Below are 13,428 nucleotides of genomic sequence, written 5' to 3' on the forward strand. Positions count from 1 at the left end.
ATGATTGATACACATACCCATTTATACGCAGAAGAATTTGATGAAGACAGAAAAGAGACTATTCAAAGAGCCATAGACAAAGGAATTACAGAATTTTATCTTCCTGCGATTGATTCAGAATCTCATGAAAAAATGTTGCAATTGGAAGCTGAATATCCAAGCCATATTTTTTCAATGATGGGATTACATCCTTGTTATGTAAAACCGGAATCTTGGGAAAAAGAACTGGAAATCGTAAAAAACTACCTGGACCAGAGGGGTTTTCCTGCTATCGGAGAGATCGGAATCGATTTATATTGGGACAAAACAACTTTGGATATTCAGGTAAAAGCATTTGAACAGCAAATTGATTGGGCAATTGAAATGGATCTGCCGATCGTGATTCACACCAGAGAAAGTTTTGAGGAAACCTTTGAAGTGCTGGAAAAAAAGAAACGCCCGAAACTGAGGGGGATTTTCCATTGCTTTTCAGGTAATCTGGAACAGGCAAAGCATGCCATTGATCTAAACTTTATTTTAGGAATTGGTGGAGTAGTAACATTTAAAAATGGTAAAATCGATCAATTTTTACATGAGATTCCATTAGATAAAATCGTTCTGGAAACAGATTCTCCTTATTTAGCGCCGGTTCCGCACCGGGGAAAAAGAAATGAAAGTTCGTACCTTGATCTTGTAGCTGGAAAATTGGTTGACATTTATGGTGTGGATTTTTCTGAGATTGACATGATTACGACGGAAAATGCAAAGAAAATGTTCATTTAATTTTATAAATATAAACGCCTTCCAATTTGGAAGGCATTTTTTATTTCTTTCTTGTAAAATTCTTATTCTTAGGCTTCTTAAATCCTACTGAAGCAGTAGGGGAAGTTGGTTTCTTGTTGTTTTTATTCGGTCTAGAGGAATTATTCGATGTTTGTGGTCTTCCACTTCCTGCGGTAGCAGGTTTGTTATTAGAATCTCTCTTCTGGGCAACCAGACTGTCTGTATGGAACGGATGATCTTTTACAATCGGGATTTTCATTCCGATCAATTTTTCAGTGTTTTTCAGATTTAATAAGTCCAGACCGTCTACAAAAGAAATTGATGTTCCTTCTGCACCTGCTCTTCCCGTTCTTCCGATTCTATGAACATAGGTTTCAGAAACATCTGAAAGCTCGAAATTCACGACATATTTCAATTCATCAATATCAATTCCTCTCGCCGCAATATCGGTGGCCACCAATACTCTTGTCTTTCCTGATTTGAAATTGTTTAAAGCATTCTGACGGGCATTTTGGGATTTATTTCCGTGAATGGCTTCTGTCGTAATATTATCTTTCTGAAGCTTTCTCGCAATTTTATCGGCTCCGTGTTTAGTTCTGGCAAATACCAGTACCGAATCTGAAATATCGTTCTTTAAAATATGCGTTAAAAGATTCAGCTTATCTTCTTTTTCAACAAAATATACCGATTGTTTGATGGTTTCTGCAGTGGAAGAAACCGGAGTTACTTCTACTTTTACGGGATTGTTCAGAATGGAATCAGCCAGCTTCTGAATTTCAGCCGGCATGGTTGCAGAGAAAAATAAGGTCTGTCTTTTTGGAGGAAGAAGTTTAATGATTCTCTTTACATCATGTACAAATCCCATATCCAGCATCCTGTCTGCTTCATCCAATACAAAAATTTCAAGGTTCTTTAAACTGATGATTCCCTGAGCAATAAAATCCAACAATCTTCCCGGAGTAGCTACTAGAATATCGACACCTTTTTTCAAAGCTGCCTCCTGATTACCCTGTTTTACACCTCCAAAAATAACCAAATGTGTAAGAGGAAGGTATTTTCCGTAAGCTTTAATATTCTCTTCAATCTGTATTGCTAATTCACGGGTCGGAGTTAAGATTAAAGCTTTAATATTTTTGTTAGACGTTTTATTTTTTGAAAGATTCTGAAGAATCGGAATAGCAAATGCTGCTGTTTTTCCTGTTCCTGTTTGTGCACACCCCAAAAAATCGCTCCCTTTTAAAATTTCCGGAATCGATCTTTCCTGAATGGGAGTGGGGTTGGTATATCCTTGTTCCTGAATTGCTTTTGCAATAGGATCTATTAAGTTTAAGTCTGTAAAATTCAAATGAATTGTTTTTAATTAAATAAAAATTCCTTCATTTGAAGGAATTATGTTTTGCAAAGGTAGTTTAAATATTTTTAAGATAATTACTTCACTTTTGTCCATTGTTGATTATTTCTCAGGTCCTCAAAAAACTTATATACTTCAACAAGCTTGTCGGTTCCTTTTTTTCCATAATCCTCTACTGTTTTTGTAGTGTTATCCGGGAAACTAATTCTTAGATATGATGTTGCCATATCAGTAACATTTCTATTTCCATATTTGTCATTTAGGTTTTTTACCTCTAAGTTGTTAAGTAAATCTATAAGTTTATTATAGTCTTCCTGTTTTATAGTGGTTTTAAACGTTCCTTCTCTTGGTTTTGAAAATTCAGCTTTTGAAAATTCTTTAGAAAAATTAAAATGCTCAGCTTCCAAAACAGCTGTCCTGTCCGGATTAATAGTTATTTTAAAAATAGGGCAAGATCCAAAGCAAGCACCTGCTTCATATTCGATAGATGAATACTTTGCACTGTTTTTTTGAGTAGAGCATGAGAACAAAAGCACTACAGTCAGTAAACTGAATAAATATTTCATAGTTTTTTAATTTAACGGAGGTCTGTCAAGAATTGTTCCAAAATATTTTTAAGATAGAATTTATGAGTAGTAGTGAATAATGTCCCGGGCTTATGAATATTGAAAAAATGTAATAAATAGAAAAAATTGCATAACAATATATTATTTGAGGGTAATTATATTCGTAGGGAAAAATAAATTTCTAATCATGAAAAAAATAATCATTTTACTTGCTGCTGTAACTGGATTTACAGCGAATGCTCAATGGAGCCTTACTGGAAATGCAGGAACTACTCCAGGAACCAACTTTTTAGGAACTACGGATAATCAACCATTGGTTTTTAAAATAAACAATGACGAAAAAATGAAGCTATCACCAAATGGGAGACTAGTTTTTTTTAATGCTAATTCACAAACATGGGCTTACAACCTTTATATCGGAGGGGGAAACGAAGTTCCTTCCAATAATCCGGGAGGAGTGAATTATGCTAATGTAGCAGTAGGATTAGGATCTATGAGCTCAAATACAACTGGATATGCAAATACCGCTCTTGGATATAACACTCTCACAAACAGTACTACAGGGACTTTAAATACCGCTCTTGGAATTAACTCAATGCAATTTGCAGTTACAGCAAATAACAATGTTGCCGTAGGGGGAAATAGCTTAGGAGGGATAGTAAGTGGTGAATTTAATACGGCTATCGGTTATCAGGCTCTTAGAGCTTGGGGAAGTGTGTCTTCGGTTCCTCTGATAGGAAATACGGCACTTGGAACAGCGGCTTTATTAAGGCTTACAAATGGAAATAATAATACAGTTTTAGGGTATAATGGATTTTTAAATACCTTAACAGCAAATAATAATATTTCAGTCGGCTATAATAATGCTCCCAATGCTAATAATGCCAGTGGAAACATTTACATTGGTAATAATATTCTACCTTATGCTTCCCAGCCAACAAATGAGCTAAATATAGGAAATTGGATTGTAGGAAATAACGGGACAATAGGAATAGGAGAGTTTACCAATCAATTGCCAGCCGATGGATATGCTGCCGATGGAGGAAAGTATAAACTTTTTGTAAAAGACGGTATCAAGACCGAAAAAGTGAAAGTAGATATTGCAGCAAACAACGGATGGGCAGATTATGTATTTGAAAAAGACTACAAACTTATGTCGTTAAATAATGTAGAGAAATTTATCAATGAAAATGGTCATCTCCCGGAAGTTCCTACTACAGAAGAAGCTATTAAAAACGGTATTGAGCTTAAAGAAATGAATATTCTCCTTTTAAAAAAGGTAGAAGAATTGACATTGCATTTAATACAGCAGAACAAAGAATTATCTGTACAAAAAGAAGAAATAGAGATATTGAAAAAACAAATGAATTTGTCTAAATAATCTTAAAAGAAAAAATTATGAAGACAAAGAACATCTTTTTTATTTTTCTTTTGATTTTTGCAGCAGATTGGGTTTTTGCACAAGGAGAAAATAATAATTGGTATTTCGGAAACAAAGCGGCTATTAATTTCCAGAATCCAACCCCCATAGGAATTACTACAAGTGATATGGATGCCTTAGAAGCATGTGGCTCTGTAAGTGATAATAATGGGAATTTACTGTTTTACATGAACGGAGAAAGGATTTGGAATAGGCAAAATCAAGTAATGCCAAACGGAGTGTTAATCCCTCCTTACCAAAATGATACAGCAGAACAGCTTGCAATAGTGAAAAATCCAGCAAACAGTAAGCAATATTATGTTTTTACAACAGGAGAAAACTCTAGTGCCAACCCTAATTTTAGAATTAATTATTCTATCGTTGATATGACCTTAGGAGCAAATGGATCAACAGGATCTCCGTTGGGAGATGTAGTCTTGGCTACTAAAAATACCCCCGTGCTTGATAATTTGGGAAATATTTTTATGTCCGAGGCGGTAACTGTTGTTCCCAATGTAACAGATAATTCTTTTTGGGTTCTAATTCCTAATGGAAATAGCCTTTACAGTTATAGATTAAGTAGTACCGGCTTTAATAACGGAAATCCTGTTATTAGTAATCTTAATTTTCCAATTAATTTAGGTAATCGCAGATTTTATGGAATTAAAGCCTCTCCTAAATTAATTGGTGGTAATTTTTCTCATTATATTTGTGTTTCCTATTGGCACAATTCTGACAATCCATCAGCTCCTGATTCAACTTTTTTTAATCAGGTATATTCATTTGATGCAGCTACAGGACAAATTACTAGTAATTATTCCTTACAGATCAGCGGATTAAGAGGATATGTTCCTGAATTTAACAAAAATGCAACAGCACTATTTCTGGGATATAAACATATATATGCTGTGGATCTGTTTAATTCTACTTCTTCAGGAGTGATTTCAATGCAATTATATAACGACCCTTCTACCAGTGGTTTTTACGGTATGGGAATTCAAAGAAATAAATATGGAGATGTATACATAAGTAAACCAAATAGCCCATATTTAGGTAAGGTTGTAAATCCGGATAATTATGGGGCAGGAATGAGTGTGAATTTAACAGCAGTAGGCTTGGTAAGTGGAGGCACAAAGTATGGCCTTCCGCAACCTTTAGCCATATTGGAACAGGATCCATATTATCCATGCATGAACAATCTTACATTAGATGTTGAAGAACCACATATTGTTTTTACTTATAATGTAAGTAATGATATTGTAACAAAAGATAATTATATGATTCCTAGTGATTATAATATCACGATGGTTGCCGGAAATTCTATTACACTTCTTCCAGATACAAATATTATGGCTAATAGTTATCTTGCAAAGATTGCACCTTGTGATCCTCGTAATACCAAGATAGGGAACTCTACAAAAAGCAGCAGAGATAGCAACCAAAAAGGAATGATCTTAGAGCTTGATCAGGAAGAAAGAAATCAAAGGGCTAAGATGAAAAATATTGAAATATTTCCAAACCCGGTTTCAGATCTAATTACAATTAAAACAGATCAGAAAGTTGAAAATGTAAGTGTTTATGATATTTCAGGAAAAAATAGCAATGTCACAATTCTTCGTGACAATAAAGTAGATGTAAGAAATCTTCCAGCAGGATCTTATATTATGACTATTGAAACAAAAGAAGGAAAAACAACTAAGAAATTTATTAAAAAATAAATTTCAATTTTAAATTTTAGGTAAAAAAGGAGAAACACTACTGTTTCTCCTTTTGAATTTTATTTAAGTTTCGAATTTCTATCCATGCAATTGTTTCCAGATCGCATCTTTTAATTCTACAAGACCTTCACCTGTAACTCCCGAGAAAAACAAGGGTTGTTTGTTTTCAGGGAATTCGGCAGCGATTTCTTTTTTCAGCTCATCATCTAAAAGATCGGACTTTGAAATAGAAATGATGAAATCTTTGTCCAATAATTCAGGATTGTATTCCTTTAATTCGTTTTCCAAAATCTTAAACTCCTGGAAGTGATCTTCAGAATCGGCCGGAATTAAAAATAATAGAATTGAATTTCTTTCGATATGTCTTAAAAATCGGTGTCCTAAACCTTTACCTTCGGCAGCGCCTTCAATAATCCCTGGAATATCAGCCATTACAAAAGATTTATAATTTCTGTAATCTACAATTCCTAAATTGGGAGTTAAGGTTGTGAAAGCATAATCCGCAATTTTCGGTTTTGCTGCAGAAACAGCCGATAAAAGCGTGGACTTACCCGCATTCGGGAATCCGACAAGACCTACATCCGCCAAAATTTTAAGCTCAAAAACTACGTAGCCTTCCTGTCCGTCCATTCCAGGCTGCGCAAATCTTGGAGTCTGATTGGTAGAAGATTTGAAATGCTCGTTTCCTTTTCCGCCCATTCCTCCTTCCATCAGGATAATTTCCTGACCGTCTTCCATGATCTCGCCGATGATCTCGCCATCTTCATTTTTAGCAATAGTCCCGATCGGAACTTCAATATAAACATCAGCTCCGTATGCTCCGGTCAACTGGTTTTTACCTCCGTTTTCACCACGTTCCGCTTTTACGTGACGGGTATAACGAAGGGGAAGTAAAGTCCATTCATTAGCATTTCCTTTCATGATAACGTGACCTCCGCGACCTCCGTCTCCACCATCGGGACCACCTTTAGGAATATACTTTTCACGGCGAAGATGGGCAGAACCTGCACCTCCATGACCGCTTTTACAATGAATCTTTACGTAATCTACAAAATTTGACATATTCTTTTGTTGTCAGTTAATGGTTGTCAGTTGATTGCTGAATACGATCAACCATCAACTATCAACTGTTTTTATTTTACTTTTTCTACTTCAGCAAAAAGTTTTTCAGAGATTTCGTTGATGTCTCCGACACCGTTGATCTCTACATACTTACCTTGTTGCTTGTACAATTCGGCTACTTCTGCTGTTTTTGCGTAGTATTCTTTTATTCTGTTTTCAATGATCTCAACATTGCTGTCGTCAGATCTTCCGCTGATTTCACCTCTTTTTAAAAGTCTTTCAACCAAAATTGAATCTTCCACTACCAAAGAAAGACAAATGTCGATCTCATCATTCAGTTCCTCTTTTACGATCTTTTCCAAAGCTTGTGTCTGAACGGCAGTTCTAGGATATCCATCGAAAATAAATCCTGCAGTATCCGTTGGTTTTCTGATCTCATCAATCAGCATATCTGTTGTTACCTGATCCGGAACCAATTCACCTTTATCGATATAAGACTTTGCCAGTTTCCCAAGTTCTGTGTCATTTTTCATATTGAATCTGAAAAGATCACCTGTTGAGATTTGCTTCAAGTTGAATTTCTCGATTAAGTTTTGTGCTTGAGTTCCTTTTCCACTTCCTGGAGGGCCGAACAGAACAATGTTTATCATAATTTTGATTATGCTTCTGGCAATTGGCAAAGGCTTCTTGCTTTTAGCTTTGTTTAGTTAATATTTTACTTTTTATTTCGATTTAATATTTAAAGCTAAAAGCCAGTAGCTAATAGCTATCGGCAATCTAATGATTGATTTGTCCGTCTTCTAATTGGTAGAGGTTAGGTAAATTTCTTCCCAACTCATCGTAATCCAATCCGTACCCTAAAACAAATTTATTGGGGATTTCTTTTCCGATATAGTCCAGTTTGAAATCTTTCTTATAAACCTCAGGTTTCAAAAGGAATGAAGCCAGTTTTACAGACTTCGGACGCTGGGTTTCCTTAAAATATTTAAAAAGACTTTCAACCGTATTTCCTGTGTCCACAATATCTTCCACAAGGATGATATGACGGTCTTTTACGTCTTTCGTTAGTTCCATTTTCTGGTAAACGATTCCTGTAGACTCAGTTCCTACATAAGAACTCATCTGGATAAAAGCAATCTCACATTCTCCCGGATAATGTTTCAAAAGATCTGAGAAAAACATAATGACTCCGTTCAAAACTCCAATAAAAACAGGAACTTCATCCTTATAATCTTCATAAATTTTTAAAGCCGTAGCTTTTACAATCTCCTGAATCTCGGCATCCTTCAAATAAGGAACAAAAGTTTTGTCGTGAACTTTAATACTTTCCATAAAAATTTTTAGTAGACTGCAAAGTTAAGGATTTTTGATGAAAGTTTTTTGAGGAGTATATCAGATTAATAAAACAATTGATAGAGAATGGTTTATTGAAATAAAAGAGATGCTTCGACTTCGCTCAGCATGACAATTTCTAATACTAATCAGTTTTTAATAAAAAATACATTTTTGCGGTGTCATGTTGAGCTTGTCGAAGCATCTTTAAATCAAAAAAATTGTTTAAAAATTCCCCTCCTTTGGAGGGGTGGCAAAAATTAAAATTTTTGACGGGGTGGTTCATAAATAATTATTTACAAATTTAAACTCGATGCTTATCCTACAACAAAGAATACTAGAATATAGTTCAAAAAACTCAAATGTATAATTTTAAGAAAAGAGATTCTTCCTTCGTCAGAATGAGAATACTGATAATTTTAGAATACTTAAAAATTCTTATCTTTGCAGCTCACAAAACCCAAATTATCAGGATGTAGGATATAATTTCTTTAAGATTTTTTAGACAATAACGAACGAGGTTATTGCAGTTTTAACTTTAATTACAGAAAGAAATTATGTTTTTTTTACACAATATATCCTATGGGTTTCCTGCGGGAGATCTTCTTTTTAATGCTGTCAACTTAACGATACCTTCACATTCAAAATCGGCTCTGGTCGGAAGCAATGGTGTGGGAAAATCTACCTTGCTGAAAATCATGGCGGATGAAATTGAGCCTTTGGAAGGCAATGTCAATAGTCAGGGGGATTTATTTTATGTTCCGCAGATGTTTGGAAATTTTAATGATTTGACGGTTGCAGAATGCTTGAAAATCGATAGAAAGCTCGATGCTCTCCAAAAAATTACGAGTGGGGAAGTGGATGAGATTTATTTTGAAACGTTGAATGACGATTGGGATATTGAAGAACGGTGTCAGAATGCTTTGCGATACTGGAAACTGGAGAATTTAGACTTGAATCAAAAATTGGAAAGACTGAGTGGCGGGCAAAAAACAAAAGTTTTTCTGGCGGGAATTCAAATCAATCATCCTGAAATCATTTTACTGGATGAACCAACAAATCATCTCGATCTGGAAGGACGGAATCTTCTGTATGATTTTATTGAAAAAACAAATTCAACCGTTGTGATGGTCAGTCACGATCGTACATTGCTGAATTTAGTAGAGACAATTTTCGAATTAAGTAACCAGGGAATTTTAATGTATGGCGGAAATTATGATTTTTATGCCGAACAAAAAGAAATTGAAAATGAAGCGTTACAAAACGATATTCACTCTAAAGAACGCGCACTGAAAAAAGCAAAAGAAAAAGAACGCGAAACGTTGGAACGGAAACAAAAACTTGATGCACGCGGAAAAGGAAAGCAGGAAAAATCGGGTGTAGCGAGAATAATGATGAATACATTAAGAAACAATGCTGAGAAAAATTCTTCAAAATTAAAATCTGTTCATGCCGATAAAATTAATGATATTTCCGGTGATTTGCGGAATCTGCGTTCATCGGTGAGAAATGCGGATCAGATGAAAGTGAATTTTAATGATTCGAATCTGCATTCAGGTAAAATTTTGATTTCTGCCGAGGAAATTAACTTTAGATATGACGAAGAAAATCTCTGGAAAGAAAATCTTAATCTTGAAATCCGGAGTGGTGACAGAATTTCTATTAAAGGTTCGAACGGTTCGGGAAAAACGACTTTGATTAAACTATTGTTGGGAGATTTGCAGCCTTCCGTCGGATCGATTTCTATATCGGATTTTCAGACGATTTATATTGATCAGGAATATTCTTTAATTGATAAAGAAGCAACAGTCTATGATTTTGCTCAACAGTTCAACGATAATGCATTGCCAGAATCTGAAGTGAAAACCTTATTGTCAAGATTTTTATTCGGGAAAGAAACCTGGGATAAAAAATGCGATGTTCTGAGTGGCGGAGAAAGGCTTCGACTTCTTCTGTGCGGACTTTCCATCAGCAATAAGGCTCCTGATATGATTATTCTTGATGAACCAACGAATAATTTAGACCTTCAAAATGTTGAAATTCTGACGAATTCTATTAAAGATTATCATGGAACTTTGGTGGTGATTTCTCATGATGAAGTGTTTTTAGAAGAGATTGGAGTAGATCGGGAATTGATGTTAAACTAAATAAAATTAGAATCCATCATCTTTAATCAAAATTTATAGAATAGAAGAGGTTATCTTAAAAATGTCATTCTGACAAAGGAAGAATCTTTCCAATCAGAATAATATTTTTGAGTCAGCCTCTTTTTTATCATTACTCTTCTAATGGTTATTTCTTTGCTTTCTTATCGTATCCAGAACTAGCTGTATTTTTTCCTGGAGCTCATAATCGCCTGAAATTTCAATGAGCGGGATATTTATTTCAGACAGCCATTCGAGATGGGCTTTTAAAGTTCTGTTGGCAATGCCGGTATTATGATCATAATCGTTCGCCCAATCCATAAATTCCTGATGTTTTTGAGCTCTTTCCGGATTGTTGATAATTTCATTGCCATACCTTTCATATTCTCTTTTTTTCAGCCTTTCCATTCGTATTTCAGGAGGGAGATAAAGAAATACAACCAGATCAAATGGGGGAAATCCATTTTTACCCCAATGAATTATAGAACCTCCGAAAATCCAGTTTTCGGTAGTATGCAGTTTGTCTGCAACAGTAGTGTTTCTTATTTCAGGATTTTGCTTTTCTGTAAAGGGAGTGGGTGTTTTAAGCCAGAAAAAATCATCACTGTCAAAATATTCAATACTAAGTTCCTGAGATAATGCTTTTCCTAAAGTAGTTACGCCTGACCCGGAAGCTCCGAAAATATGTATTCTCATGATCTTGAAATGTATACAATAGACTTTTACTGTATTAAAATCCAGCGGTAAATTCCATTCAGGACCTCTTCTCTTATTTCCTCATTTAAAATCTCATGGCGCATTTCCGGATAAAGCTTTACCTCTACATTCTGAAAACCATCATTCTTTAAATTGCTAACGGTATACATTACTCCTTTGCCAAAATCACCAATCGGATCATTTTTCCCACTTACGAATAAAAAAGGAAATGATTTGGAAATGGAAGAAGCCCAGTTTCTTGCTGTCGCTTTTTTATAAATGGTAAATAAAGTATAAAATGCATTATACGTAAAAGGAATTCCGCAAAGCTCATCCTGCTCAAAAGCTTTTCTGTTTTCCGGATTTACACTTAGCCAGCTGGTGTCGCTAAAATCTTTATCCTTTTTAAAATTTTTGTTATTCACACTTGTAAAAACAGAATTCAAAAAAGTACGATGACGAGGTACAATAGCATTGGCTAATGATAAATAACCTCTTAATACATTGATCCCCGATAAAGGTCCTCCGGTTCCTGTAATAATAGCTCCTGAAAATTTATCACTTGCATTTTGAAGAAGACAGCGTGTGATAAAGGATCCCATGGAATGTCCTAAGATAAAATGAGGAACATCCGGAAACTGATCTGCAAGATAATCTGCCATCATTTCTGCATCAGCAACAAGCCTTTCATCAGGTTTTTCAAGCTGAAAGAAGCCAATATCTTTTTTCTCCTTTACCGATTTTCCATGTCCTAAGTGGTCATACGTCAATACAGCAATCCCATGAGCTGAAAAATATTCTGCAATCTCTGTATATCTTCCGCTGTGTTCCTGCATGCCATGGACGATGAGCAGGGTAGCTTTGGTTGTTTCAGGAGAAAATAGGTTGTAAAAAAGCTGTGACTCATTGTTTGTTTTTGATGATAAGTACGCTATGATTTGGGATGCTGACATAAGAACTTATTTAGATGCTTATCAAAGATAGGGAATAATAAAGCACCCGATATGATTATTCTCGATGAACCAACGAATAATGTAGATCTTCAAAATGTGAAAGTTCTAAAATTCTATTAAAGATTATCATGGAACTTTGGTGGTGATTTCACATGATGGAGGTGTTTTTGGAGGAGATTGGGGTGAGGAGTGAGGTTTTGTTGAAATAAGGAAAATAAAAATATCCATACTGTTTGTCATTCCGCAGGAATCTAAGTTGAAGGTTTCTACGGAATAATATTTATTTAGCTTCTGATAATGTCCAATCCAGATACATATCTTTATTGATAATATCGACAAGAAGATCTTCTAAATTCTCGCAAAAATGTCTTTTTAATATTAATGGAGATTTTATTAGAGTTTCTTTTAATTCTTTTTCAGTGTAGTAATAAGCGTTTGGATTATCACTATCATATTGATTAGCTTTCCAGATTTTGTGTTTTAGTAAAACATTGACTAAGTTTTCAATAATTACGTCTTCCAATCCAGCTGCCTCATCTTCCACTTTATTAATTATTAAATTATATTTTCCGTCCCAGACATCATAATCTTTATAATATACTCTTATTAATCTTTCCTTATTCAATTGATTAAGTATATGAATAAGACCAGATTTTTCTCCTGTTGCGCTTCCGTAAGAAATTATTTTTTTACTTCTTTTTAAAATGAATAAAGGACCTTGTCCGACAAATTGGTGTTCAAATTTTAATGTTTCAAAAAACTTTTTAGATTGATAATGGAAGCAAAATGTGTCATCAGTTTCATGTATATCATCTTCGAATATTTGAACAATATCTCCATATTCATTTAAAAGATATTCTCTGGCTATTTTTAGATATTCATCTTTAATGTTTTCTTGCATTTTTGTTTTAAGTGCTTTTAATGGTTATTAACCAAAACTGTTTTTTTAAAGCATATTTTTCTAATATACCTAGGTTGGAAATTGTCCAGCCAAAATCATTTTGTTGTTTATCTGAAAATATAAGCTTATAAGTTTTATTTTTTTTTAAAAAATCTTTTCCATAAGTTTCGGGACATGTAATAATAATCGGAATTTGATTATTTGTGTAGTTCTTAAAATTGGTGTCAATAATTTCAAATTCTATTATAATTCCAAAAGCAATGTAGCCACAACCTGGAGGTAAGGATACATTGTTTATAATTTTTCCGGTCATCTCATATTCATTTCCTTGTATTTTCTTGTTCTGTGCAAAAGCTAATGAATTTATTATGGTGAATAAGAAAACTAATTTATTTACTATTTTCATATTATTTAAAATAATAATTAAAAGTAAAAGAAAATATTGTAATTATTCAAATTCAACCACATGATTTCCACCCACCAAAAAATAAAATCCACCACAAATTTGCGCACCCAATTTTTT

General features: G+C 34.2%; 13 protein-coding genes. 4 read left to right on the forward strand and 9 right to left on the reverse strand.

What is annotated here, in order from left to right:
* Positions 1–762, forward strand: a complete 762-nt coding sequence (locus tag P0Y62_18485; protein WEK69783.1) for a TatD family hydrolase — start codon at positions 1–3, stop codon at positions 760–762.
* 40 nt (positions 763–802) lie between these two features.
* Here the strand turns inward: P0Y62_18485 and P0Y62_18490 are convergent, their stop codons facing one another.
* Together P0Y62_18490 and P0Y62_18495 are read right to left on the reverse strand one after the other, a co-directional pair.
* Positions 803–2,107, reverse strand: coding sequence for a DEAD/DEAH box helicase (locus P0Y62_18490; protein WEK69784.1), 1,305 nt, complete (start codon positions 2,105–2,107; stop codon positions 803–805).
* An 83-nt stretch (positions 2,108–2,190) separates the two neighbouring features.
* Positions 2,191–2,679 carry a DUF6438 domain-containing protein gene (locus P0Y62_18495; GenBank protein ID WEK69785.1) on the reverse strand — a complete coding sequence of 163 codons (489 nt, stop codon included), beginning with the start codon at positions 2,677–2,679 and terminating at the stop codon, positions 2,191–2,193.
* A 187-nt stretch (positions 2,680–2,866) separates the two neighbouring features.
* On the opposite strand from P0Y62_18495, the gene P0Y62_18500 reads away from it, so the two are divergent.
* Positions 2,867–4,060 (forward strand): hypothetical protein, encoded by a 1,194-nt coding sequence (locus P0Y62_18500; protein ID WEK69786.1) that lies wholly within the window; start codon positions 2,867–2,869, stop codon positions 4,058–4,060.
* 17 nt (positions 4,061–4,077) lie between these two features.
* Complete coding sequence (locus tag P0Y62_18505; protein ID WEK69787.1) at positions 4,078–5,817, forward strand: T9SS type A sorting domain-containing protein; 1,740 nt, start codon at positions 4,078–4,080, stop codon at positions 5,815–5,817.
* 78 nt (positions 5,818–5,895) lie between these two features.
* Here the strand turns inward: P0Y62_18505 and obgE are convergent, their stop codons facing one another.
* The 3 genes from obgE to P0Y62_18520 all read right to left on the reverse strand — a co-directional run bounded on the left by obgE (position 5,896) and on the right by P0Y62_18520 (position 8,211).
* Complete coding sequence (gene obgE / locus P0Y62_18510; GenBank protein ID WEK69788.1) at positions 5,896–6,879, reverse strand: GTPase ObgE; 984 nt, start codon at positions 6,877–6,879, stop codon at positions 5,896–5,898.
* A 71-nt stretch (positions 6,880–6,950) separates the two neighbouring features.
* Positions 6,951–7,529 carry an adenylate kinase gene (locus P0Y62_18515; GenBank protein WEK69789.1) on the reverse strand — a complete coding sequence of 193 codons (579 nt, stop codon included), beginning with the start codon at positions 7,527–7,529 and terminating at the stop codon, positions 6,951–6,953.
* Positions 7,530–7,656: 127 nt separating this feature from the next.
* Entirely contained in the window at positions 7,657–8,211 is a 555-nt protein-coding gene (locus P0Y62_18520; GenBank protein ID WEK69790.1) for a phosphoribosyltransferase family protein, read from the reverse strand.
* Positions 8,212–8,768: 557 nt separating this feature from the next.
* On the opposite strand from P0Y62_18520, the gene P0Y62_18525 reads away from it, so the two are divergent.
* On the forward strand, positions 8,769–10,358 hold the full coding sequence (locus P0Y62_18525) for an ABC-F family ATP-binding cassette domain-containing protein (GenBank protein ID WEK69791.1): 1,590 nt from the start codon (positions 8,769–8,771) through the stop codon (positions 10,356–10,358).
* 138 nt (positions 10,359–10,496) lie between these two features.
* Here P0Y62_18525 and P0Y62_18530 read toward each other — a convergent pair whose 3' ends face one another.
* From P0Y62_18530 to P0Y62_18545, 4 genes are all read right to left on the reverse strand, one after another.
* Positions 10,497–11,051 (reverse strand): AAA family ATPase, encoded by a 555-nt coding sequence (locus P0Y62_18530; GenBank protein ID WEK69792.1) that lies wholly within the window; start codon positions 11,049–11,051, stop codon positions 10,497–10,499.
* A gap of 26 nt (positions 11,052–11,077) precedes the next feature.
* Complete coding sequence (locus tag P0Y62_18535) at positions 11,078–12,004, reverse strand: alpha/beta fold hydrolase (protein WEK69793.1); 927 nt, start codon at positions 12,002–12,004, stop codon at positions 11,078–11,080.
* A gap of 280 nt (positions 12,005–12,284) precedes the next feature.
* A complete protein-coding gene (locus tag P0Y62_18540) occupies positions 12,285–12,905 on the reverse strand; it encodes a hypothetical protein (GenBank protein ID WEK69794.1) in 621 nt (206 codons plus the stop codon).
* A 7-nt stretch (positions 12,906–12,912) separates the two neighbouring features.
* Entirely contained in the window at positions 12,913–13,311 is a 399-nt protein-coding gene (locus P0Y62_18545) for a hypothetical protein (protein ID WEK69795.1), read from the reverse strand.
* Between the last annotated feature and the right edge of the window lie 117 nt (positions 13,312–13,428).

This window comes from Candidatus Chryseobacterium colombiense, assembly GCA_029203185.1.
Lineage (GTDB): Bacteria > Bacteroidota > Bacteroidia > Flavobacteriales > Weeksellaceae > Chryseobacterium > Chryseobacterium colombiense.

Coding starts and splice junctions, on each gene's coding strand:
- P0Y62_18540 (WEK69794.1), bottom strand. CDS start 12,905: ATGCAAGAAAACATTAAAGATGAATATCTAAAAATAGCCAGAGAATAT.
- P0Y62_18545 (WEK69795.1), bottom strand. CDS start 13,311: ATGAAAATAGTAAATAAATTAGTTTTCTTATTCACCATAATAAATTCA.
- P0Y62_18485 (WEK69783.1), top strand. CDS start 1: ATGATTGATACACATACCCATTTATACGCAGAAGAATTTGATGAAGAC.
- P0Y62_18515 (WEK69789.1), bottom strand. CDS start 7,529: ATGATAAACATTGTTCTGTTCGGCCCTCCAGGAAGTGGAAAAGGAACT.
- P0Y62_18530 (WEK69792.1), bottom strand. CDS start 11,051: ATGAGAATACATATTTTCGGAGCTTCCGGGTCAGGCGTAACTACTTTA.
- P0Y62_18500 (WEK69786.1), top strand. CDS start 2,867: ATGAAAAAAATAATCATTTTACTTGCTGCTGTAACTGGATTTACAGCG.
- P0Y62_18495 (WEK69785.1), bottom strand. CDS start 2,679: ATGAAATATTTATTCAGTTTACTGACTGTAGTGCTTTTGTTCTCATGC.
- P0Y62_18535 (WEK69793.1), bottom strand. CDS start 12,004: ATGTCAGCATCCCAAATCATAGCGTACTTATCATCAAAAACAAACAAT.
- obgE (WEK69788.1), bottom strand. CDS start 6,879: ATGTCAAATTTTGTAGATTACGTAAAGATTCATTGTAAAAGCGGTCAT.
- P0Y62_18505 (WEK69787.1), top strand. CDS start 4,078: ATGAAGACAAAGAACATCTTTTTTATTTTTCTTTTGATTTTTGCAGCA.
- P0Y62_18525 (WEK69791.1), top strand. CDS start 8,769: ATGTTTTTTTTACACAATATATCCTATGGGTTTCCTGCGGGAGATCTT.
- P0Y62_18520 (WEK69790.1), bottom strand. CDS start 8,211: ATGGAAAGTATTAAAGTTCACGACAAAACTTTTGTTCCTTATTTGAAG.